Source organism: Paenibacillus gorillae, assembly GCF_000513275.1.
In the GTDB taxonomy this organism is placed as follows: domain Bacteria; phylum Bacillota; class Bacilli; order Paenibacillales; family Paenibacillaceae; genus Pristimantibacillus; species Pristimantibacillus gorillae.
Map to the genome: position 1 here is coordinate 29,338 of NZ_CBVJ010000095.1, position 22,594 is coordinate 51,931.

At 49.8% G+C, this 22,594-nt stretch carries 21 protein-coding genes; 8 read left to right on the plus strand and 13 right to left on the minus strand.

The features are described from left to right. Positions 1–201: 201 nt before the first annotated feature. The 7 genes from TY10_RS17015 to TY10_RS17045 all read right to left on the minus strand — a co-directional run bounded on the left by TY10_RS17015 (position 202) and on the right by TY10_RS17045 (position 8,334). Positions 202–2,163 (minus strand): hypothetical protein, encoded by a 1,962-nt coding sequence (locus TY10_RS17015; protein ID WP_042165955.1) that lies wholly within the window; start codon positions 2,161–2,163, stop codon positions 202–204. Between the two features lie 32 nt (positions 2,164–2,195). Continuing rightward, positions 2,196–3,278 carry a hypothetical protein gene (locus TY10_RS17020; protein WP_042165958.1) on the minus strand — a complete coding sequence of 361 codons (1,083 nt, stop codon included), beginning with the start codon at positions 3,276–3,278 and terminating at the stop codon, positions 2,196–2,198. Continuing rightward, positions 3,260–4,477, minus strand: coding sequence for an S-layer homology domain-containing protein (locus tag TY10_RS17025; protein WP_042165960.1), 1,218 nt, complete (start codon positions 4,475–4,477; stop codon positions 3,260–3,262). Before TY10_RS17025 ends, TY10_RS17020 begins: the two co-directional genes overlap by 19 nt. 202 nt (positions 4,478–4,679) lie before the next feature. Next, positions 4,680–4,958, minus strand: a complete 279-nt coding sequence (locus TY10_RS28980) for a hypothetical protein (RefSeq protein WP_052350603.1) — start codon at positions 4,956–4,958, stop codon at positions 4,680–4,682. Positions 4,959–5,327: 369 nt separating this feature from the next. After that, positions 5,328–5,954 (minus strand): hypothetical protein, encoded by a 627-nt coding sequence (locus tag TY10_RS17035; RefSeq protein ID WP_042165963.1) that lies wholly within the window; start codon positions 5,952–5,954, stop codon positions 5,328–5,330. Positions 5,955–5,988: 34 nt separating this feature from the next. After that, entirely contained in the window at positions 5,989–7,221 is a 1,233-nt protein-coding gene (locus tag TY10_RS17040) for an MFS transporter (protein WP_042165965.1), read from the minus strand. 24 nt (positions 7,222–7,245) lie between these two features. Beyond that, positions 7,246–8,334, minus strand: a complete 1,089-nt coding sequence (locus TY10_RS17045) for a lactonase family protein (protein ID WP_042165968.1) — start codon at positions 8,332–8,334, stop codon at positions 7,246–7,248. A gap of 181 nt (positions 8,335–8,515) precedes the next feature. On the opposite strand from TY10_RS17045, the gene TY10_RS17050 reads away from it, so the two are divergent. Beyond that, positions 8,516–8,878: a LytTR family transcriptional regulator DNA-binding domain-containing protein gene (locus tag TY10_RS17050; protein WP_042165970.1), complete on the plus strand. Its 363-nt coding sequence runs from the start codon at positions 8,516–8,518 to the stop codon at positions 8,876–8,878. Positions 8,879–8,993: 115 nt separating this feature from the next. After that, positions 8,994–9,995 (plus strand): aldose 1-epimerase, encoded by a 1,002-nt coding sequence (locus tag TY10_RS17055; protein ID WP_042165972.1) that lies wholly within the window; start codon positions 8,994–8,996, stop codon positions 9,993–9,995. A gap of 782 nt (positions 9,996–10,777) precedes the next feature. Here TY10_RS17055 and TY10_RS17060 read toward each other — a convergent pair. Beyond that, a complete protein-coding gene (locus TY10_RS17060; protein WP_042166185.1) occupies positions 10,778–11,542 on the minus strand; it encodes an SDR family NAD(P)-dependent oxidoreductase in 765 nt (254 codons plus the stop codon). Between the two features lie 189 nt (positions 11,543–11,731). Between TY10_RS17060 and TY10_RS17065 the strand changes: the two genes are divergently transcribed. From TY10_RS17065 to TY10_RS17080, 5 genes are all read left to right on the plus strand, one after another. Beyond that, positions 11,732–12,532 carry a gluconate 2-dehydrogenase subunit 3 family protein gene (locus TY10_RS17065; protein ID WP_042165974.1) on the plus strand — a complete coding sequence of 267 codons (801 nt, stop codon included), beginning with the start codon at positions 11,732–11,734 and terminating at the stop codon, positions 12,530–12,532. 13 nt (positions 12,533–12,545) lie between these two features. Next, the gene (locus TY10_RS32600; protein ID WP_420329415.1) at positions 12,546–12,704 is read left to right on the plus strand and encodes a 2-dehydropantoate 2-reductase N-terminal domain-containing protein; all 159 of its coding nucleotides are present in this window, start codon (positions 12,546–12,548) and stop codon (positions 12,702–12,704) included. Then, positions 12,643–14,268, plus strand: a complete 1,626-nt coding sequence (locus TY10_RS17070; RefSeq protein WP_420329416.1) for a GMC family oxidoreductase — start codon at positions 12,643–12,645, stop codon at positions 14,266–14,268. Before TY10_RS32600 ends, TY10_RS17070 begins: the two co-directional genes overlap by 62 nt. Beyond that, a complete protein-coding gene (gene tatC, locus TY10_RS17075; RefSeq protein ID WP_042165976.1) occupies positions 14,269–15,048 on the plus strand; it encodes a twin-arginine translocase subunit TatC in 780 nt (259 codons plus the stop codon). It abuts the gene before it with no gap. A 68-nt stretch (positions 15,049–15,116) separates the two neighbouring features. Further along, complete coding sequence (locus TY10_RS17080; RefSeq protein WP_042165979.1) at positions 15,117–15,323, plus strand: twin-arginine translocase TatA/TatE family subunit; 207 nt, start codon at positions 15,117–15,119, stop codon at positions 15,321–15,323. A gap of 1,229 nt (positions 15,324–16,552) precedes the next feature. Here TY10_RS17080 and TY10_RS17090 read toward each other — a convergent pair. From TY10_RS17090 to TY10_RS17100, 3 genes are read right to left on the minus strand one after another with little or no spacing between them, the layout of a single operon-like run. Further along, positions 16,553–17,548: a hypothetical protein gene (locus TY10_RS17090; protein WP_042165984.1), complete on the minus strand. Its 996-nt coding sequence runs from the start codon at positions 17,546–17,548 to the stop codon at positions 16,553–16,555. Then, a complete protein-coding gene (gene sbnA, locus TY10_RS17095; protein WP_042165987.1) occupies positions 17,536–18,546 on the minus strand; it encodes a 2,3-diaminopropionate biosynthesis protein SbnA in 1,011 nt (336 codons plus the stop codon). The genes TY10_RS17090 and sbnA overlap by 13 nt, the downstream gene beginning before the upstream one ends. After that, positions 18,543–19,865 carry a phenylacetate--CoA ligase family protein gene (locus TY10_RS17100; protein WP_052350604.1) on the minus strand — a complete coding sequence of 441 codons (1,323 nt, stop codon included), beginning with the start codon at positions 19,863–19,865 and terminating at the stop codon, positions 18,543–18,545. Before TY10_RS17100 ends, sbnA begins: the two co-directional genes overlap by 4 nt. Before the next feature lie 159 nt (positions 19,866–20,024). Between TY10_RS17100 and TY10_RS17105 the strand changes: the two genes are divergently transcribed. Continuing rightward, the gene (locus TY10_RS17105) at positions 20,025–20,789 is read left to right on the plus strand and encodes a YheC/YheD family protein (RefSeq protein WP_052350605.1); all 765 of its coding nucleotides are present in this window, start codon (positions 20,025–20,027) and stop codon (positions 20,787–20,789) included. Between the two features lie 133 nt (positions 20,790–20,922). On the opposite strand, the gene TY10_RS17110 is transcribed toward TY10_RS17105, so the two are convergent. Together TY10_RS17110 and TY10_RS17115 are read right to left on the minus strand one after the other, a co-directional pair. Continuing rightward, positions 20,923–21,906 (minus strand): acrylyl-CoA reductase family protein, encoded by a 984-nt coding sequence (locus TY10_RS17110; RefSeq protein WP_042165993.1) that lies wholly within the window; start codon positions 21,904–21,906, stop codon positions 20,923–20,925. Positions 21,907–21,960: 54 nt separating this feature from the next. Continuing rightward, entirely contained in the window at positions 21,961–22,554 is a 594-nt protein-coding gene (locus TY10_RS17115) for a TetR/AcrR family transcriptional regulator (RefSeq protein ID WP_042165994.1), read from the minus strand. Positions 22,555–22,594: the final 40 nt, after the last annotated feature.

The following is a 22,594-nucleotide window of genomic DNA, read 5'->3' on the forward strand; positions in this document are numbered from 1 at the left end:
CACCTGACATATAGACGTATTGACCATCATCCGAAACTGCAGGTGGGGATATTCCCCCTATCGGCCCTTGATAATTATTTTTAATGACGCCATTCGCATTTAAAGCGGTAAAGCCATTCATATACACTTGTTTGGAAAACATAACAGGGGCGTATTGGTAGGTGACAAACACATCACCATTATCATTTACTTCAATCCCTCTTACATTGTCAGCGTTAATTCTCGATCATCTTGATAAATGATAGTTGACCATAATAACGTTTTCTGTGTTAGCGAATATTTTATGAGATAAATCGAACGTCTTTGACTGTAGACATTACTTTCTTTTGTTGTAACGCCATAGGCCATATAAAGCGTTTTTTTATCTTTGGAGAATTTGAATTGCATACCTGGCCCGCCCCAGCCGCCAGATACGCTTTTATCTTGGCCATGTACCATAAATTGCGGGTAGACGTCTAAAACTTGTCCATCGAGATTAAGTAAATAAAGATTGTTATCGAAATACGAATAAAATTTCTCGCCGCTGCTATCGTAATCGAGCAGGTTGGTGGAATATCTGCCAGGTATAAGATGTTCGGCCAGTTGTTTTCCTGTTCGTGCATCTACCTCGACAAGAGAACCATCGGACTCATCCTGATTATATGAATTGTACGAGCCTGTATAATGCAAAATCATGCGATAGCCCGGATAAACTTGTGATGCTGTGCCGGGAATTGTCCATCCATACATCCCCATTGGTTTCGCTGGGATTTCCCAAAAAGGCTGCTTCTTTAAGTTGGCTGCTAGATTGTAGGGTTTATCAAAGCTGGCCCATACTGCATTTCGGGTCATTAGGCTGTTTCCATATACCTTCCAGCCAGCCTTATTTTCTGCCCCGCCGACATAAGGTCTCTTCAGCGTCCATGAGCGCAGAATGGATTCGGGCGAATAATTGAGAACTGGCACTGTGCTCTCTTCCCCTTGATCCGGCTGCTGGGTAATGCCGTTCGCCGTAAAATCGACCTCCGGCGCCAGATTGATGATTTCGGTATGAGCAACATTGGATGTGCCCGTTAGTCCGTAATCCTCAGCGACTGTAGCGCGATATTGCCGATGGCCCAAGGTAGTGTATCGCACATTAACGGATTCTTTGTACACACCGTTATAAATGACTTTCCATGCTTCATCTTCAAAATTGCCATTATTGTTCTGATCATAACGTTCTTCAACCGATAAGCGCGTGATCATGTCCCCGTCCGGACTTTGTGCATTAATAATTAACTGCAGATCCGACTTTCGAATACCTTTTTCCGAAGCAAAAATTTCAACAGTTGGCGGCTCATCCGGTACGACCTCCAGCGGATACGTCGTCCACTCGCTGGCGCGGCCCTCCGAGTCATACACCTTCCCTGCAAGCGTATAATTGCCAAGCTCCATGGGTGCAACAGCAGGATATGGAGCAACCGTATAATAAGCATCGTCGTTTTTCTTGTACTTCTTTTCCGACTTGCTGTGATCGATAGTGACACCTTTGGACGACAGCGGTGTATAGGAATTATTCAAATGATGCGGCGCTGGCAGCGGGCGTCCTTGAATCCATCTAGTAACGCCAGAGATAACAGCGACAGGCTTCGGATCGTTAACGTATAAAATAGCTGTGGCTGATTTCTCATCCCCGTATTCATTAGTTGCTTTGATCACGGCTGTATACGCGCCGGGCTCATCAAATCTCAATTGAGGATATTGAAGGCCTTCTTTATCCATAATTTTAGGATCTAAATTGTCGCTGAACGTCCAAGTCCAGTCATTGAAGTTTTCTCCCATTGCATCCAGCGTTGAAGTTTCGCCAGTGAAGATGGAACCTGGGCTCCAATCCGCATTGATTTTCATCACAGGCCTCGGTTTAGGTGTCGGCTCTGGTGTGCTTCCCGGACTAGGCTGCGGTGTCGCGCCCGGTCGAGTAATCACCGTTGAACACTCGATGACATCCTCGGCGCTGCTCCCATCGGTGAAATAGATGACGGCGCGCATGACGTAGGTTTCGGTATAAGTATCGACGTCTATCATTTTTGCCTTTGGGATGTTGAAAGAGAACTTATAGGTCACTTTGTCCAAAGCGCCTAGCGTTTGTGTCTGGAGCTGAGTGCCGTCTGCAAGTCGGCCATACAGTTTCCATTCTTTCACTCGGAGACTACCCTTTTGGGCAACTGCAGCTGTCAGTGTCGAAGTAGCAGCAATGTCCTTGTCTGCAAATTGGATAGTGGACGGGTCTGATGTGCAAGAGCAGTCCACGAGAGGCTTGTCCTTTGTTGGTTTTTTTTATACGTAACACGAACTTCGCCTTCATATAAGTAGGTATTTGCTACCCAACCTGTTGTAGTTTGAAGATCATAAGATATTGCAATTGCATTACCGCTACAGCCTACACAATCATAGGGATACCAGTTTGTATTACTTTTATTAACTGGTACCGCTACTGACAATTTCCCCTTACCACTTGTTCCAGGCCCAAGAGTCAAAACCTTATGTTTTGATCCTCGTACCGGAACCGCACTTGTTATCTTTACTGAATCATCAATAACAGCATTTTTATAAATGTATTCTGTCTTTCCAAGTCCTTCAAAAGTAAAAGTATCGGGACTCGCTAGTCCATCGTTAATTTCAATGGCATAACCATCAACCTTAGTCCCATCTAGTGATTGTCCAGTAGCTCTTACTTTATTATCGATAGTTTTACCTGTGTTATCTTTCGTGGGTAAGTCTCCAGTACAAACTGTTAATCCATTTACCCAACAACTATCCGACAATCCAGGGGTAACATAATATGTCCCCCCTCCTTTACTTCCTTGAACAATCCATTCCTTGCCATTAGAGCGTCGGTTTACAACATAATACATCTCAGAGTTTTTTCCATTTGCAGTTGTTAGGATTTTCGTACCCTTAACAGTAAGCAAGGTTAATTTCTTATCATTCAAAACAAAGTTACTAGAAGAGCTATTAGCTGTAGCGCTACTTTGGTTAACAAGCTTTATATCGCCACTACTATTAGTCATCATCCATAATTGAAAAGAAGCAATAGAATATCCATCTGGAATATTAAGATTCACACTAATATTTGAAAGAGTTGAGCTAAAGTTAAATCTCTGGCTAGCTAAAAAGGATAATTTTTCGGTTCTAACGATATTCTCATCTGCGCCAGCTGCACTAACCGGATACATAGGGAGTAATGAACTTAAAACCATTACTAGTAACATAAAATGTGTAATGAATTTTTTAAATGCTATCTTTTTATATACCATCCATCTTTCACATCCGTTAAGTAGATTTGTGATGCGCTATTTAGGCTACCATCAAATTTTTCCAAATGAATTGGTAACCCTTTATATTTTTTAATTTGATCACGCACAAAATCTTTGTAAACATACTCGAATCGGAAGTTGTGACCTGTATTGCCTACACTATCTGTTTTCAAAAATGCTCTGTTATTGAATAAGCCTGGTCTTTCAATAAGCTTATAATCAAGGTAATTAAAGTTATCTGCTAAATAAAAACCGCCGGAATTATCCTCTGTAAACATGTAAAAACTATTATGAATTAGCTTCCCCATTCCACTATCAGTCTTCAAGACTTTTCCGATTAGTTTGTATGCAAAAACGTAACCTTTTGCACCTGTTTCTTCTTTGTCATCTTTTCCATAGAAGCTTGCGCCTTTTAGATACTCTGAATAAAATCCGCTTTTGTCAGCAGGATCAAGGACTATTAACTGATCGATTGTCACATTATATTTGGCGTTAATGTTAACAGAATACGGAAACTTCACCAAATCATCCTGATCGAACATCGTGATCATATTATGCCTATGCCAAGCAATTTCCACAGCACTCGATGCGCCTTGATCGACTGCCAACTTCTCGCCCTTTTCAAGCTTCAGCAATCTCGTAACTAGCACGGCGGCCTGCGCGCGCGTCGTCGTACCATTAGGCTCGATTGTTTCTGCCTTTGCGCCAGTACGTGACAATAAACCTGCATTGACTGCTCTGAACAACAGCTCGTCATTCGAAAGCTTTTTGCCCCGGTAGTCTGCTTTTGCTACACGCATAGAGAGCTTCGCCAATTCCAAGCGGGTAGCCGGCTTATTCATATCGCCAGAAAAATCTCCAGCCGCATAAACCTTGGCATCAGTCAAAGCCGTTTGAAAAGGCGTGTACCATGGTTTTCCGACCGTTGCGGAGCCTACTTCAATATGTGCCGTCAAAGCCATCACTTTGAGCATCTCAGCCCTCGTAATCGTTCCCTCTGGTTTAAACGTACCATCAGGATAACCATTAATGATGCCGGCTTGTGCAGCAATATTAATTGAGGATTGTGCCCAGTGGCCCGCTACGTCTTTGAAGCTTGGCGCTGCCGCCTCCACCCGGGCTTCCCGAGTGAAACTAGTCGTCATCAACAGCCCTACAATCACAACTAAGCTTAACAAACTGATCCATACTTTTTTCATAGAAAAATCCCTCTTTCATCGTTGTTTATCGTTAATCATTTATTATCGGATAACAAAAAAAGCACGCAAAAAAACCGATTAGGCTTTTAGCGTGCTTCGCTACTAAATTATTTACATATTACCTTATTTTTTCATTTATTGTCAATTGCAAATCTATCAGCTTTTAATATAAATCATGTTGCCCGTTTTTGCTGCTACACCTTCAGCCAGTATTCGCTGCAATCCCCCTCGCAGCACCGACTGGTGCTCCGCTTCCGTTATCGCATACCCGTTCATCGACTTGCATCGCATTGCGGTGAACGGGTACAAACTTTGGCGTCTCCAGCGGCACGCCAGCCTCCATCAGCTCAATAACAGCAAGCAGCAGCTTCGCCTGCTTTGCTTTCTCCTTCAATACAAAACGATGGTGCGGATGGTCGAAGCGCTGCCGCTCCCTGCTCTTTTGACGATTTCCGCATCTGACAAACCTGCTGCAAATCACGGAACAGATCTTTCTGCAGATCAGTCAGCCCATTCGTTTTTTTATCCAGTCCAAGCAAGTAACCGAGCATGGAGCCGTGCACGGACTCAACATGATACGAAGCATATCTGCGGGCATCATACCATTTGTCCTCTTCTGGCAGCCGGAATACCTGCCCCTCCTCGAATTGCTCGCCTCAGATCAGACAGCGGCTATATCCCTTTTTCCTCGCAATAGGCATACCCTTTCTTAATTCCTCCAAACTGAAGGTCCAAAACAGCTCTGTCATCTCCATAAAACAAACACCTCATCACTTTGTCTATTTAAAATATAAACAACATATACTTTCGTTTGTTGATTTCAATAAAAATAAAAACCCTCTGTCTCCAGCTAGGCTGGAGGAGAGGGTTTTAGCAATTCCACGACGTTAACCGCGTAATCGCGTGATTTATTTTTTTCGTCAAACTGGATCACAAGCTGTTTCCGAAACACCGAGTCCTCGGTCTCTCGTACAACTCCCATGTAATAAATAAACCGTTCGCCTTCTTGATAATCGTAAGGATCATGCGGCGCACCTAGAAGGTCAACGACCTTCATACGATCAATGCCGATTAGCTCTCTCTTTTTAAGCAGATCGCTTAGCATTATCTCGCGGTGCTCCACTTCACTAACCCAGCGATTGTAGGTATACTGCGTATCTTTGTCATTTTCGTACAGTATGGCTACAGAATAAAGCGGAATGACAGAAATCCATACGATTAACAAGGCTAGCTCTATTTTAGTTGCGCGAATTGCCGCTTTTCTATAATTAAATACAATAAGACCGAGAGTGAAGATTAGCCAAGGAAGCAGAACAATACCAATCGCATACCATTCTAATGTTATGTGACTGCGCTCAAACCATTTGTAAATAACAAGCTTATATAGAAGCCAGAAGGTTGTCAATGATACAATCAATACTACGACAACAAGGGTACTTTCCTTCGCAGGAGCCTTCTTTTCCAATCCGCCTGCCACTCCTCGTCCCCCTTCTCATTGCTCTTCTATACCATTACCGCCGGTCTTTCGGCAGCATAATCGACAAAAGTCCAAACAATGGCAGTACGCTGCATGCAACCATAACGTCCGCGAGACCGTAATGATCCGCCGCTGTTCCGAATGCGATAGCACCGAGTCCACCCATTCCAAAAGCAAGACCCGTCACGAGTCCCGAAGCCATCCCCACTTTACCCGGCATAAGCTCTTGAGCATAGACGACACTGACTGCAAAGCCGGATTGCAGTATAAAGCCAAGTATGAAAATAACCGGATACACCCACTCGATCGACAAATGCGGTAGCAGCAGGGCAAACGGTGCCGAACCGGCAATGGAGAAAAGCATCATTTGCTTGCGGCCAAACCGGTCCGCCAAGATGCCTCCGAAAAACGTGCCCACAACACCCGCCGCCATGAACAGAAATAGCGGTACTTGCGCCTGCTTGATCGACAGACCATATTCACTTTGCAGAAAAAACTGATAAAAGCTGCCGATTCCGGCCGCATACCAGGATCTTGCAAATACGAGAATGAGCAGCAGACCGAGCGCGAAACCAATCGTTTTATTGCTGTACAGAGGCGGCTGCAAGCTGGCAGCTGCACCTCCGCCCGGTTTGGCTTTTGGCGCGGGCTTGCCCTTCTCAGCCAATTGTACCGAATACCATGGAACGACCTTCAGCAGAATGATTATCGCCGCAATTGCTAGAAAGGTGCCAAACACAGCTCCCCGTTGACCTAACGGTACGAAAATATAAATCGTCATAAGCGGCGCCAGTGCCTGACCGAAATTCCCGCCTACCTGATAAATCGACTGCGCTAGTCCCCTTCTCCCTCCAGCAGCAAAGTACACAACGCGGGAACCTTCTGGATGAAAGACTGCGGAACCCAAGCCAACGAATACAACGGCGAGCAGCAGCAGCCAGAAATTCGGGGCATAAGCCAGTCCCGCCATCCCCACCATACTGCAAGCCATCCCTACTGGAAGCATCCAGGGAGCAGGCTTTTTATCCGACAATATGCCCACCACAGGCTGCAGCACGGATGAAGTCATATTAAGCGTAAAAGCGATCCAGCCGATCTGCCCCAGCTTGAGGCCCAGTGAATTTTCTACGATTGGAAAAAGTGCGGATACGACGGATTGCATCGAATCATTCAACATGTGAACAGAGCTAATTGCGACGAGAATAGAAAAAACGGTGCTTTGCTTAACCGCAGCAGATGCCGATGATGGCGATGACTGACCGGACACTACCCAACACTTCCTTTATGTTTCTTAAAATGTTTCTGCCGTTTCCTTCCCGAAACGGATGCAGACAGGCGACTGCACATCAAGCAGCTTACCGCGTAAAGTGATTTTCCCGGACTCCTCGTCAATAGCAAACAAAGAAATAGAGCCTGTCGTCTGATGCGCAACTAGCAATTGGCCGCCGTCAGGTGTAATGGCGAAGTTGCGCGGCGTCTGGCCGCCGCAAGGCTCATGCTGGACAGCCGTCAGCAAACCTGTTTGCTGATCGACCGCAAATACGGCAATGCTGTCATGGCCCCGGTTGGAGGTGTACAAGAAGCGGCCTGATGGTGACAAGTGGATGTCTGCCGCGTCGCTTTTTCCTGTAAAATCGTACGGTAATGAAGAAATAGTCTCTATTGCCGTTAAATGACCGTTCGAACCGTCAACCTCAAATATCGTCACCGTAGAGTCAAGCTCGTTAATTACGTATGCATAAGGAAGATTGGCATGGAATACGATGTGGCGCGGACCTGCTCCTGCAGGGGTTTTACCTGCGGACAGATAGTTCAGCCCGCCATTCTCTTCTTTATAAATATGGATTGAATCAGTGCCTAGATCGGTTACATAGACGAAAGAGCCGTTAGGCACGATTGCGTGTGCATGAGGAGCCTCCTGGCGAGCCGTATTAGGACCTAGCTGCGCTTGTTCACGCACCAAAGCTGTATTGGGAGCGAGCGAGCCATCCTTTTGAATAGGAAGACGGGCAGCATTTCCCCCGGTGTAATTGGCTATGTATAAGGACTGTCCTGCAGCATCCGTACTGACATAGCAAGGATGAGCGCCATGGGTCAGCTCGCGATTAATAAGCGTAAGCTTGCCGGTCGCTGGATCAACGGCATAGGCAATAACCGAGCCTCCCACAGCTCCGTCTGTTTCAGCCGTTTCACTCACGGCATAAAGCCGCTCGCCGGATGGGTGAAGGGCAAGATAGGATGCGTTTTCTGCCCCAGACAGCTCCTGCTGTACGGTCAGCGTTCCCGCAGCCCCATTAAACCGGGCTACCCGGACCGTGGCTTGCTCCGCAGTTCCGTAGGAACCAATATATACAAGGCCTTCAAATGGCTTTCTCGTCATGTTCAAACAACCCCGTTTCGAATAGTTTGCAAAGCGATGCTTTTAGCATAAGCCTGCCTGATTCCCAATTCAAGGGGAATTATCATTACCGCCCAAAAAATGCTTTTCAAAGACCAAATGGCATGATATAATGTAAGCGCTAACATTTCAGTGGTTCACATTTCAAAAGGGGGAATGCGGAATGATGAATTCGACGCTGAGCGGAAGGAATGTGTATGAGGATTTCGATCTGGAATCGGATGTGCTCTTCTTCAAGATCGGTTCGCTAGAGTTGGTTAGCTTTCACGGCAGAAACTATAATATAAAGAAAAGAATGACTGCCGAACAGATTCAGAAGCTTACGCAGGAGCGCAGCTTCTTCCAGGTGAGCTCTAATATCTACATTAACATTGGCAAGATCAAATCGATCGCTGGCGGAATTGTTTATTTCGGAGGTGAGCACTCCGAATGCAAGCAGCTGCCGGTACCGCGCAGAAAGCAATATGTCATTCAGAAGCTGTTCATGCAGCGGGCGATTGAAAGTGAATTGCGCATTACGCCATAGTAAATACCCGATCAGCCGCCGCATTCCGTCCCTAACGGATGCGGCGGTTGTTTGTTGCGGGTGATCCTGTTATTCTAGGCAGAGATCTATCGCATTCATAACTAGGAGGTCCATAATGAGCGCACAAGGACAAGCATATGAACAAAACTTCAACGGTGAAAAAGCAGTATGGCTGGAGTGGAACAGCTACCAGGCAGCTGTACTTCCCGAAGTAGGAGCCAATCTAATCGCATTCCGCGATACGGACAAAAACTATCGTTTTCTGCATGAGCCGGCAGCCGATGAAATGGAAGGCTTCAAAGGGAATCCCGGTATCCACGGCATTCCGCTGCTGTTCCCTCCGAACCGATACGATGGCGGCCGCTTTGAATGGAACGGACGGACGTACCAGTTCCCAGTTAATGAGCCTAGAACCGGAAACTCGTTGCATGGCTTTGCACATACGGCTGTATGGAACGTTGAGGACTTTGGCGTAACAAAAACGGAAAGCTTTGTCGTATTGAAGCTGTCAGTCGACGAGAGTCACCCGATTTTCCAATACCTGCCTCATCAGTTCTCCATCAAGCTTCGTTACTCGCTAAACGCTGACGGATTGCTGCAGCATGTGTCGGTACATAACGAAGGCCAAGAAGCGATGCCTAATATGATCGGCTTCCATACGGCGATCAACGCGCCATTTGCGCCAAACAGCACGGCCGATGACTGCAAAATTACGATCACGGTCGGCGAGCGCTGGGAGCTTAGCGACCGCATGCTGCCAACAGGCAAGTTCCAGCCGCTGACAGCCGAAGAGGAAGCACTCAAAACGACCGGCGTTCACCCGTTCTGGGCGCCGATGGACAATCACTATACGGCACAGTCGCGTAACGGCAGCAACCGGATGGAGCTGACAGACAGCCGAGAGAACGTAAAGCTTGTCTACGATGTGGGAACAGGCTACAAGCAGTGGATGGTATGGAACCAGCATCCATCTGGCAAATTCTTTTGCCCAGAGCCGCAGTTGAACCTCGTCAACGCGCCGAACGTCGATCTTCCGGCTGAGCAGACCGGCCTTGTCTCGCTGGAGCCAGGCGGCATTTGGGAACAGTCGGGACGACTGTACGTCGTTCAATTGTAATTTGGCTTTGGTGCAGATAGGTAAGGCTGCCGAGAGAAATCTCGGCAGCCTTTTTTATGCATATTCGGTAACCCTAGTGTGTGTGAGTCGTATCATATGTGGAATCGCTGCGCGTTTCGTTCATGCTGCCGTTCTTGATTCCATTCTCTCATCGTCTTCACGATGAATAATGGATAGAATCTGCAAAATGTCATCCTGAACTCGAATCGCTCCGCTTCTTCTCTGCCGATTTATGTGAGTCATGTAGATTATAAAGCAATCAAAATGTAAAACTGCAGTTTGTCAGCCCGTTTTTCTGCGTTTTATCGCTTCAAAATGCAAAAGTGCAGTTTGATTGGTCTAAAAAGTCCCAAAAGGTCGAAATTCTAGCTTTTCAAATGCACTTTTACATTTTGATAGCTATTTTTAGTCATTTGAGGCTCATCAACCTGCACTTTTACATTTTGTTTCACGTTCAGCGTAGCAAGACTAGTTTGTATAGACTAATGAGATCGGTTTGTGGAATTTAGTTGAAGTGAGGTTCGAAGTTACATCTGAATGGGAGCATAATGTGGAACAACGAAAGTTCAGTCCGCGCATAGCTACTATACATTGAAATGACGTGCCCGCGGGCACGTCATCTTTGCTCAATTAAAGATCAATTAACCCCCGAGGGAGTTACTTCCTAGCTTATTTTCTTCTCTATTCATCTGGAGCATGGGAATATAATGCAGGGGTGTAACAATCTCTACTTCACTATTAGACCTTAGATACCCCATGTAGTTCAAAATAGTTCAAAGCCCTTAAATCGCCGGCATCACATTGCCGCCGTTGACCGGAATGTAGGCGCCCGTGATGAAGCTCGACAGGTCGGAGGCGAGAAATGCCACGGTGTTGGCGATTTCCTGGTCGCTTCCGCGGCGCTTCAGCGGCACGCTGCTTTCATATTGCTCATTGCGTTCGGTCTGCGCTTCGCGGTCGCGGTCGCTGATGGTCCACCCTGGCGCCACCTGGTTAACGGTAATTTGATGGCCGCCAACTTCCTTCGCAAGAACGCGGTAAATACCGTCCATTCCCCGTTTGCCTGCCGTATAGGCGGATTGGTTCGGGAAGTTTTGCATGGCGCATTCGGTGTTAATACCGATAAAACGGCCGCCCTTTCCTTGCTCGATCATCGCCGGCACAAATGCCTTCGCCAAATATACACTTTGCATAACGCAGGATTCGAACTGGCTTTCATAATCGGAAGCCGGCTGCTCGAGAATGCTCGTCCACTGATATTGGATGACAGCGTTTGCAACAATGATATTAACCGTCCCCAATTGTTCGGTTGCCTCCGTCTTGATCCGCTCGATATCCTCTTGCTTCGTGACATTCCCCTGAACCGCAATAGCCCGCCGACCAAGCGCTTCTACCTCCCGCTTCAGCTCCAAGGCTTTACCTTCATTGCTTAAGTAATGTATGACAATATCCGCTCCGCATTCAGCCAGCGTCCGTACCATCACGCGGCCGAGATCCCCTGTTGCTCCTGTGACAAGCGCAATGGAGCCCGATAAATTCAAGTTCAACATCCCATAATCCCCCTTATGCATCATTCGCTGCGATTTGGTTACCCCCTTATTTTCCATCATTGGACGGGAGAAGTCTATCCTTCATATTTTTCTCAGCCTTTATGGATGAATTTCGGAAAATAGGAAAAACTTCCGTTAAGCAAAAGTCATGAATAGGCAGTGAATGAGGAGGCAACGAGATCATCTATGGCTGACAACAAAAACAACAACATCAATAACAAAGATTCTAAGGAACAGCCGCAGGACACGTCACGGCGTAATTTCATGAAATATACCGGTACCGCGATCGGCGGTGCGGTCGTAGGCGGCCTGATCGGCGGCGTCATCGGCAATTCGATGAAAGGCAAGGAGAAGCCGGAGACCGGCGGCGTCAAACCGGGCACACCAGAAAAAACCACAAAAAACTTCAACGAAGCGCTTATGTTTTTGACACAGGATCAATTTCAAGTAACTGAAGCAGCCGTTGAACGCATTTTTCCCGAGGATGATACCGGACCGGGTGCAAAAGCGCTGGGCGTCGCTTTTTTCGTCGACCATCAGCTAGCAGGAGCCTATGGCATCAACGCTCGTGATTATATGCAAGGCCCTTTCTATCAGGCGGATGCGGAGCAAGGGTACCAGCTTGGCTTCAAACGGCATGAGCTGTTTACGATGGGGCTGGCATCCATGCAAGAGTACAGCGCCAAAACCTATCAAAAAAAATTTACCGAGCTAAGCCCTGAAGAACAGGATGCTGTACTGACCGCATTCGAGAAAAGCGACGCTTCGCTCAAAGGCATCCCTGCAGGAACGTTCTTCAGTCTGCTTCGTCAGCTGACAATCGAAGGCGTCTACGCCGATCCTCTGTACAGCGGCAACCGCAACATGGACGGCTGGAAAATGCGCAGCTATCCGGGCAACCAAATGAGCTATTATGACGTGATCGACAAAGACGAATTCCAGAAGATCGATCCGCTAAGCTTGCATGATCATCTGAATATAGGTTAAGGAGAGAGCAGAGATGGCTACAAAATTGCCCAAGGTGCCCATCGTTATCGTTGGCTTAGGCTGGATGGGCGGCGTCATTGCCGCCGAGCTGACGAAGGCCGGACATAAGGTTGTCGCGCTGGAACGCGGCAAATCCAGTAAAAACAGAAGATTACTTCCACGTCCACGATGAACTGCGCTACTCGCAGCGCTATGATCTGATGCAGGATTTGTCCAAGGAAACGGTGACGTTCCGCTCCAATGAAAAAGTCCGCTCCTTGCCCATGCGCACGTACGGCTCCTTCCTTCTCGGTGACGGCATAGGCGGGGCTGGTGTCCATTGGAACGGGCAGTATCACCGCTTTCTCCCTTATGACTTCGAGATCTACTCCAAAACCGTCGAGCGCTACGGCAAGAAGAAAATCCCAGAAGGCATGATCATCCAGGACTGGGGCATTACCTACGACGAGCTCGACCCTTACTTCACCAAATTCGAAGCGATGGCGGGCATTTCCGGTGAGCAGCAGACGGTCGAATTTATCGGTAAAATGTCCAAGCCGTTCCCGACGCCGCCTATGAAAAAAACGCCAGCGATGAAAATGTTCGAGGAAGCCTCCAAATCGCTCGGCTACAAGCCTTACGTCATCGCCTCGGCTAATTTATCAGAAAACTATACGAATCCGGACGGTATCTCCCGGGGTGCCTGCCAATATTGCGCCTTCTGCGAGCGGTTCGGCTGCGAATACGGCTCCAAAGCAGACCCGGTCGTTACCGTCCTTCCCGTTGCTGAAAAAACCGGCAAGCTGGAGGTTCGCACACACGCCAACGTTACCCGTGTTCTTCATAAGGATGGAAAGGCGACGGGTGTGGTGTATGTAAATACGCCAACTGGTGAGGAATTCGAGCAGCCGGCTGATCTTGTTATTTTGGCAAGCTATGTTTTCTCGAACGTACGCTTGCTGTTGATGTCGAAGCTGGGCAAGCCGTATGATCCGAAATCGGGTACCGGTGTTGTCGGACGCAATTACGCCTATCAGATTGTCGGCGGTTCATCCACTGCTTTCTTCGAGGAGAAGGAATTCAATACGTTCATGGGAGCCGGGGCGCTTGGAAGCTCAATTGACGAGTTCAATGGCGACAACTTTGACCATAGCTCGCTCGATTTTCTCCATGGCGGCAATATACGGCTGACTCAAACGGGAAATCGGCCGATCGCCACCAACCCGACGCCAAAGGGGACACCGTCATGGGGCAAAGATTTTAAACAAAAGTCAATCCATTACGCGAATCGGACGCTAAGCGTCGGCATTCAAGGCGCCAACATGCCGTTCCGCCACCATTATCTCGATCTCGATCCGGTCTACAAGGATATTTACGGTGATCCGCTTATCCGGCTGACCTATGATTTCGAGGATCAGGACAAGAAGCTAGTCTCCTACATTGCGGAGAAGACAAAATCGATTGCCGAGGCCATGAAACCAAGTTTTGTTGAGACGGGTAACCAAATTTCAAAGTACAGCATTGTGCCCTATCAGTCGACTCACAACACAGGCGGTGTCGTGATGGGCAAAGATCCATCCACTTCCACAGTCAATAATTACCTGCAAATGTGGGATGCAGACAACGTATTTGTCGTTGGCGCTTCGGCGTTTGCCCATAACAGCGGCTACAATCCGACGGCCACCATCGGCGCGCTTGCGTACCGTGCTGTAGAAGGCATCCTTAAGTTTTTGGAAAAAGGAGGGCCACTGGCTTAGATGGATATGCAGCAGGATGTCGTCCTTCATCTGACCGAGCTTCGCAAACGGCTAATTTATGTAGCCGGATGGTTTCTGGGCGCACTGGGCCTCGGCATCTATCTGTCGCCGCACCTGCTGCGCTTCATTCAATCGAACCTTGGTTCCTTAAATGTCCAGTGGAGCGTATTTGCGTTATCCGACGGACTGCTTGTCTACATGAAATGCGCCATGCTGTTCGGCTTTGCAGCTACCCTGCCGTTCCTGCTTTATCATATATGGGCATTTGCCCGCCCTGGCTTGACCGAGCGTGAGGCAAAAGGCGCACTCTGGTTCGTTCCCGCCTCCGCGATCTTGTTTGCGTTTGGCGTCTTGTTCGGCTATACGGTGGCGCTGCCGATGATGATCCGCTTCATGATCAAGCTGAATCATACGATAGGTGCGAACGAAGTATACGGGCTGCAGCATTTCGTTTCTTTTCTGCTCAGCTTCCTGTTCCCAATGGGTATCGCCTTCGAAATGCCGCTCGTCATGCTGTTTCTGACGCTGATTGGCGTACTGACGCCAGGCCGGGTAAGGTTTGTGCGAAAATACGCCTACGTTGGGCTTGCTGTCCTCGGCGCTTGCATCTCGCCGCCGGATTTCGTCTCGCATCTATCCGTGACGGTTCCACTGCTCATATTGTTTGAAGTGAGCGTATTCGTCTCCTGGCGCTACTCCCTGGCGAAGAAAAGAAAACTGGCAGATCTGACGAGCAGCACTCCCAATCCAAATTCCAACCCTAATCCTAATCCGACGTGACGTCGGGGATAGATTAGACAGCCTCAATCAGTATCAGACTTGTTCAACCTACTAAGGAGGGATAAACTATGTTCAACAATATTGGCATTTCCGGGTTGATTATTATTTTCGCCATCGCTTTGATCGTTTTTGGGCCCGCCAAGCTTCCACAGCTCGGCAGAGCGTTCGGCGATACGCTGCGCGAATTCCGCAACTCGACGAAAGGCATCGCCGACGACCCTGCTCCTCAGCCAGCCCCGATTCAAGTGCAGCAGGACGACCATTTGCTGAAATAACTGATTTGTAGAACCCCCTCCGTCTTGTTGTAGATGGAGGGGGTTTTATTTTCACAAAATTGCGGCTTCGTTACCTCCATCTCCGGAAGGCCCATCTATCTCCGCCGGTTGCCCTCTCTGATTAGGTAGCACGAACGTAGCTCTCTGGAGAGAAGCTGAATCGCTGACTATGATTTACTCGACGAAGATAGTCCAATTTGCGAAGCTGATTCGCTTTTTTGCGAAGCTAAGTTCGCTATCAGTACATCAATACGCTCCACTTTTTGCTGGAACGAACCTAGATTCGTTACTGGTGAACCTAGGTTCGCGAGTAGCGAAAATCACTTCGCTAAACCGAGTTCACACAGCGAAGATAGTCCGGTTTGCGAAGCTGACTTCGCTATATAGCGAAATAGGTTCGCTGTGATTGTACTCGCTCGCTCAACATCCTGCTCGAACGAAGCTGATTTGCTGACTATGATTTACTCGACGAAGATAGTCCAATTAGCGAAGCCGATTCGCTTTTTTGCGAAGCTAAGTTCGCTAGCGGTACATTAATACGCTCAGCTTTTTGCTGGAGCGAATCTAGATTCGTTACTGGTGAACCTAGGTTCGCGAGTAGCGAAAATCGCTTCGCTAATCCGAGTTCACATGGCGAAGATAGCCTGGTTTGCGAATCTGGCTTCGCTATATAGCGAAGCAGGTTCGCTATAATCATACTCGCTCGCTCAACATCCTGCTCGAACGAAGCTGCTTCGCTGTTTTGCGAAGCTAAGTTCGCTGTTGGCACTTCAATAAGCTCCACTTTTTGCTGGAGCGAACCTAGTTTCGTTACTCGTGAACTTAGGTTCGCGAGTAGCGAAAATTGCTTCGCTAATCTTAGTTTACGTGGCGAAGATAGTCCAGTTAGCGAATCTGGCTTCGCTATCTAGCGAAGCAGGTTCGCTGGAGCGAATGTGTGCGAGTACATGCGAATGTCTGTGCCTCTGGCTCTGGCTCTGCCTTAGAGCCGTAAGGTAATGTTACTTTTAGGTTGTGCTTCTGCATCCGTTAGGTGGAGACCACTTCTTCTCTGCCACATTGCAAAGAACCTTAGTTACTTTTAGGTTCATGCTTCTGCATCCGTTAGGGGGAGACCACTTCTTCTCTGCCACAATACAAAGAACCTTAGTTACTTCCAGTACGTGAGTTAACGCATCAGTTAAGGATTAACTCTTCTGCACTGGGATTTCACAGTATCCCCCAGCCCCTCAATCCAGCAGCTTGCCGATGCCCAACTGCTCGGCTGCAGCGGCGTAGTAGGCGGCAACTGCTACATCGAAGACAGCCAGCCCCATCGGAGCGAACAATATCGGACGCTCACCAGCGCTCGCTACAACGGCATCCGGCTGGGATAGCGCCTCCGCCAGCGCAACCGTATCCGCCGCTTGCAAACTTTGCTCCAGATGAAGCCGCTCAATATCGGTATCGGCCCGGCATACTTCCTGCCAGTCGTCGACGATGACCGCTCCCGCTCCGGCAAGCGCCTCAGACATGTAATCGCGGAGCGATACATGCATCAGTATGCTGCCGGGCTTTGACGGAGCCTCGTCAATATAACGCTCCGCTGAAGCGGTACAAGTGAGGATTAAATCAGACTCCCGATATGCTTCCTGCCAAGTAGACACTCGCTCTACGGGTATTCTGCTAAGCGAGCTGTCACTCCAAGCTTCCCTATCTATGTCCCTTCGGTCGTACAGACGAAGCCGGGCAATTTCACCTTCGCCAAACAAAGCATTCAGCATTTGTGCATGCGTCCGGCCGATTGGCCCCATGCCGATTATGGCAGCTTCGACCGGCCTGCTGCTGCCAGCAAGACGGGCACGAGAGCTCAACAAAGCAAGCAGCAGCGCACCACTGACCGCTGCCGTTCGGATTGCGCTAATGAGCCCGCCTCGAATCATAGCAATTGGCTCCCCCGTATCGGGATCGTTCAGCACCGTGACACTATGCGCACGCGGCAAGCCTGCCGCAATGTTGCCAGGATAGCTCGCGATCCATTTCAGCCCTGCAGCCCGCTGCGGCTTTGCTACATAAGCTGGCATCGCAATGATGCGGTTGCTTGCATCGCCGAATTTCAAATAAGGCTTCAGCGGCTGCGCGCATTCGCCTTTCGCATAAGCGTCGGCCGCTTCCGTTATGACGGCGGCAAGTTTTTTCCAGTCGATGCCGATCTGCCGAATATCCGCTTCGTTCAAATATCGCAAGAACGCACCCGCTTTCTGGAGCGGATCTGCTCCGCAAATTCGGGGCCGTATCTGCTTTCCACCCATTCGTCGTCATAAACCGTATCCAAGTACCGCTCCCCCCGATCCGGCAAAATAACGGCGCATACAGCGCCCGACTCAATCCGTTCCCGATATCGTTCCACAGCGGCCAGTACACCGCCAGAGGATGCACCCGCCAGAATCGATTCCTTGCGTACAAGCGCTCGGCAAGTCTCAATACATTCTGTCTCGCTGACCGTAACAACCGCATGCACACCCTCATCCGGGCAAAGCTCCGGCCGCCTTCCGGCTCCAAGTCCCGGCAGCAGCCGGGCTGCGCCTGTTCCGTTCCGATCAAAAATAAGGCTGCCATCGGCGTCAACGGCAATCACTTTCGTCCGCAGTCCATGCAAACGGATGTAATCCAGGCAGCCGCGAAGCGTACCGCAAGTGCTCACGCCGCAAAACAAATAATCCAGCTCCGGCAAATCCGCCGCCAGCTCCGCCATCGTCGTCTGCTGATGTGCCAGCGCATTGTTCGGATTGGCATATTGATTAGGCCAATAAGCACCGGCAAGCAGTCTCAGCCAGCGGCGAACACGATTCAACCTTGCCGGGACAAATTCGCCTGTAGCAGCATCGGGTTTCGTAACCATATCAATTCGCGTACCATAAGCTTGCAAAATACGTAAATTCGTCTCTGTCGTCCGAGGATCGACAACGCAGATGAAACGGCAGCCGAGCAAATTGCATATTTGCGCCAATCCTATCGCCAAATTGCCCGAGCTGGACTCCACAATGGTAGAACCTGGTCCAATTAACCCCCGATCCCAAGCTGCCAGCAGCATTTCCTTCGCTGGGCGGTCTTTCATGCTTCCTCCCGGATTGAGCATCTCCAGTTTGGCGTATACGCTGAACGGCGCATGGGCGAACAGCTTTTTCAACTGCACAGCCGGGGTCGAACCAATCGCTGATAAAATATTTTCATACCGGCTCATTGCGATCCGCTTCTATCTATACGTTTTCCATTGCCTCTATCAGTATCCTCAGAGAGATAAAGCTTTTTCCGCTTCATAGGAACAGAAGCCTGAGTTGTCACAGGTAAACGCTGGTCCGCCGTTAACTTTCCGTCCCGGCCTGCCCCCGGCTCTGTGGAAACAAATTGCACCTGCATTTCCTCCAGCATACCGCCGCGGATCATCGCTCCGATTTCCGGTATCGCTCCCTGCAGCTCAGCCCGGACAGCCGCGGCAGTCTCCGCATCGACTTCGTCCACAGTAGCAATCTGAACCTGCAGACGGTTTCCGTTAACCTGAACTCTGACCTCAGCCTGCCCGATATGCTTAAACACAGCATTTTCCACATCATAGACGCTAATCTTCTCGCCATGCTTCAATTCCGGCCCGATCCGCTTGACGATAGCCGCGAAGGTAGTGAACGTCTCGCCGTTCTCGTTTTCCTCCGTACGCAGATCACGTACAACGTCGTAGGTTACATAACGAAGAGCGGGAAAACGGCGCCGATGCAAGGAAGTGAGCGCCAGCACCTGCTCGCCCTCTGGCAACGTAATATCCGGCAAGCCGATCTCTTGCGGTTGAACGCCTTCCGCCAGCAGCCCCTCCATCAGCACATAACGTCCTCTTGCAGTATCGTAATAAGCGATCGTTCCAATCTCAATGCTGCCGAATGTGTCGACGATATCCTCAGCGGCAATGCCTATCCGCTCAGCTACCCTTTTTCTCCATTCTGGCGGGGCAGGTTCTCCGACGAGAATAATTTTTTTCAGCCCCCAAGTAAAAGACACAGGTGCAGCACGAAAAAGACCATCCAACAGCGACGGCATCGTATACAGCACATCCGGCTGATACTGCCCAATGCGAACCAAATGTGCCGCTGCGGGCAAGCCGAACGGTATAGATTCGCATTCATAGCCCAGCTGTTCAAAAATAGGCTTCGCCGTTGCTTCCGCATGCCCCGTTCCCATGTCACTAAGTACACGCTCTATGCCGTCGACGCCGGCCAGCAGCTTGCCGAACAACGCGACCTTTTGCATCACATAGTGCGTCTCGTCAATTGCATCATAATAGATTGCCTTGCGCCGCCCGCCGCTGGTGCCGGATGTCCGGTATACGTTCCACTCCGGATTGCTTGCGCCGTCTGCCCTGTCGTAATAATCGCTCAAGCGCTCCGCTGTCAGAAGCGGAATATTCGGCTCCCCTGACTCGGAAGTGTCCATCAGCTTGCCGTACCAAGGGTAGATCCGCCGCACTTCCTCCAGCTTCGCGCGAACCGTCTCATTTTCAACCGAAATGCGCATGTCCATTCCTCCAAAAAAACGTCGTTGTTCATCTTATGCCGGCATGGCAGCAAGGGTCCCGCCGATCCTGTCCGCATAAGTCCATTCGCAGCTTAATGGGCAAGCATATGCTATTAGGTCAACCAACAGGTGTACATGAAAAGGAGGAAGAACACGTCCATGACCGGCATATTGACGAAAAAGCAATACCGGGCCTCATCCAGCAAATGGCGGAAAACGCTCCTTCTCCAAAGAAAAAAATCACTTCGGCGCTTCATTCCCCCTACCCGTCTATACAGCGGCAAAACATTGACGGCCATGCTTGCGCAATATCGCCTCGTCTATGTCAAGCCCATACGCGGCTCGCATGGCGACGGCGTGATGCGCATCGAACGAAATGGCTCTCGCTATTCGCTGCATCATGGCACCGCAATTATGCGGGGACTTACGCTAGCGAAGCTGCTGCGAACCGTCCGTAAGCGGACGGGCAGAAGACCGTATCTAATGCAGCGCGGCATAGCGATGCTGAGACATCGCGGACGTATCTTTGACCTGCGCGTCGTCGCCCAGCTTGATCGCAGCCGCAGTTGGCATATTACCGGCATGCTCGCAAGAGTGGCCAAACAAGGCCGGGCCGTTACGAACGGTGCACAAGGCGCATCGATTCATCCTGTCGATTCCGTGCTTGCCGCTCACGCTGGGAGCGCCTCCCGTGCTCGGACGAGAGCAACGCTGCAGCGGTTTTGTTTGTCCGCTGCGCTGGAGCTGAGGACAAACTTTCCTTTCTTGACTGAGCTCGGCTTCGATATTGCGCTCGACAGCAAACTCCACCCTTGGGTACTGGAGGTTAATGTACGTCCTGAGGCCATCCCATTTACCCGATTACCGGATAAAACGATGTATCGGCGCATTTTGCGATACCGGCAGATTAACCGGAGAGGATGACAGTAGTCAGGACGAAATCTAGTCGGATTAGGCCTGCTTGGCGGATAACTTGCATAGCAAAACGCAAATAAGACCCTCAAGGGGTCTTATTCACATTGGGCATCGGCTAATGCCCTTTTACCATGGGCAGCAGCTACATGGCGACAATCGTCCGGCCGCGCACCTTGCCTTGCAAAATGTTTTGCAAAACTTCAGGAAGCTGCTCCAGACCGATCTCATTAACCAGATTTCCATCCAAATGCTTTGGCTTCAAATCAGTTGCAAGCCTGTCCCATACAAGGCGGCGAAGCTCCATCGGACATTCAACCGAGTCAATGCCGAGCCAGTTCACGCCGCGCAAAATAAACGGATAGACGGTAGTCGCCACCTCAAAGCCGCCGGTTAAGCCGCTTGTCGCTACCGAACCGCCATACTGCATCGTACTCAAAATATATTGAAGCGTTTGTCCGCCAACGGGATCAACGGCTCCCGCCCACAGCCCTTTGCGCAGTGGCTTATGCCCTGCGTCTGACAGCTCCTCGCGGCCGATGATATTCGCGGCGCCAAGCTCCCGCAAATACGCATGCTCCTCCGCCTTGCCGGTGCTCGCGGTCACTTCGTAGCCTCGACCAGCCAGCAGATCGACTGCGACGCTGCCGACACCGCCAGTCGCACCAGCGACCAGAACCGGCCCTTTGCTGGGATGAAGCCCGTTATCCTCCAGCCGCTGCACAGACAGCGCTGCCGTAAAGCCCGCTGTTCCGAGGATCATCGCCTCTTTCATCGACAAGCCTTCGGGAAGCGGAACGACCCAGTCTCCCGGAACTCTTGCCAATTCACTGAAACCGCCGTGCTGCGAGACGCCCAGCCCGTAGCTGGTGACAATGACGGCATCCCCTTCACGGAAGCGGGAATCGCTCGATTGCTCCACGGTCCCAGCCAAATCTATGCCGGGAATATGCGGATAGCTTTTGACCATTTGATTGGAAATGGCGATCATGCCATCCTTATAATTCACGCTGGAGTATGCTACCCGGACTAGAACCTCTCCCTCCGGCAGCGCCTCCTGCTCAAGCTGCTTCAGCGAAAAGGACGTCTGTCCGTCCTCCTGCTGTTCCAATATATATGCACGAAACATATCCTTTTCCTCCTTCTCACAATTGCTGCTTCAACTTCTGCTAACTGCTCCGCTTCATTTGTCCATCATTTGATCCAAATGATACAACAATACACGGTTGATCTCCGCTGCGGTCAGCCGCTCTGGACGTGTGACCCCGTGAACGACTAATCCATCAACGAGCGCATGGAGCCGTTTTGCTTCCAGCTCAACATCCAAATTACCTGCGGCTAATCCTTGTACGACCATTCCGCTGACGATGGACAGAAATCCGTTGTACAGCTGATCATGTACTTGGAGGCTGAAGGCACGAATAGAGGAATCGCCAACAGCGCGTCCCATAAAAGCAAGCCATACCTCCGACTCCGCAAGCCGTTCCTCGTCCAGCGGCACAAGCTGAGCGACGATCAGCTCAATATTTTGACGGGGATCCCCGGTTAACTTGAGTTCCTTCAATCTTCGTGTTACGCGTTCGGACACCAACTGCATGGAAAAGGCAAGCAGCTCGGACTGTGTGACAAAATAATGCCGCAGCGAACCGAGTGACATCCCCGCTTCCTCCGCAACACTGCGCACCGACACTCCTTCCATCCCTTCCCGGCGAATCACTCGCCAAGCCGCTTCCGCCAGTTGTTCCCGGCGCCTATCATGATCTACTATTTTGGGCATATCTCTAGTGTATCAGAGTTGTTTTTCTCCATACAACCAT

Excerpts from the sequence above, each read along its gene's own strand:
- TY10_RS17050 (WP_042165970.1), top strand. The coding sequence starts at position 8,516 with ATGATGAATTCGACGCTGAGCGGAAGGAATGTGTATGAGGATTTCGAT.
- TY10_RS32600 (WP_420329415.1), top strand. The coding sequence starts at position 12,546 with ATGGCTACAAAATTGCCCAAGGTGCCCATCGTTATCGTTGGCTTAGGC.
- TY10_RS17100 (WP_052350604.1), bottom strand. The coding sequence starts at position 19,865 with ATGCGCATTTCGGTTGAAAATGAGACGGTTCGCGCGAAGCTGGAGGAA.
- TY10_RS17110 (WP_042165993.1), bottom strand. The coding sequence starts at position 21,906 with ATGTTTCGTGCATATATATTGGAACAGCAGGAGGACGGACAGACGTCC.
- TY10_RS17045 (WP_042165968.1), bottom strand. The coding sequence starts at position 8,334 with ATGACGAGAAAGCCATTTGAAGGCCTTGTATATATTGGTTCCTACGGA.
- TY10_RS17020 (WP_042165958.1), bottom strand. The coding sequence starts at position 3,278 with ATGGTATATAAAAAGATAGCATTTAAAAAATTCATTACACATTTTATG.
- TY10_RS17080 (WP_042165979.1), top strand. The coding sequence starts at position 15,117 with ATGTTCAACAATATTGGCATTTCCGGGTTGATTATTATTTTCGCCATC.
- sbnA (WP_042165987.1), bottom strand. The coding sequence starts at position 18,546 with ATGAGCCGGTATGAAAATATTTTATCAGCGATTGGTTCGACCCCGGCT.
- TY10_RS17055 (WP_042165972.1), top strand. The coding sequence starts at position 8,994 with ATGAGCGCACAAGGACAAGCATATGAACAAAACTTCAACGGTGAAAAA.
- TY10_RS17105 (WP_052350605.1), top strand. The coding sequence starts at position 20,025 with ATGACCGGCATATTGACGAAAAAGCAATACCGGGCCTCATCCAGCAAA.
- tatC (WP_042165976.1), top strand. The coding sequence starts at position 14,269 with ATGGATATGCAGCAGGATGTCGTCCTTCATCTGACCGAGCTTCGCAAA.
- TY10_RS17115 (WP_042165994.1), bottom strand. The coding sequence starts at position 22,554 with ATGCCCAAAATAGTAGATCATGATAGGCGCCGGGAACAACTGGCGGAA.
- TY10_RS17025 (WP_042165960.1), bottom strand. The coding sequence starts at position 4,477 with ATGAAAAAAGTATGGATCAGTTTGTTAAGCTTAGTTGTGATTGTAGGG.
- TY10_RS17065 (WP_042165974.1), top strand. The coding sequence starts at position 11,732 with ATGGCTGACAACAAAAACAACAACATCAATAACAAAGATTCTAAGGAA.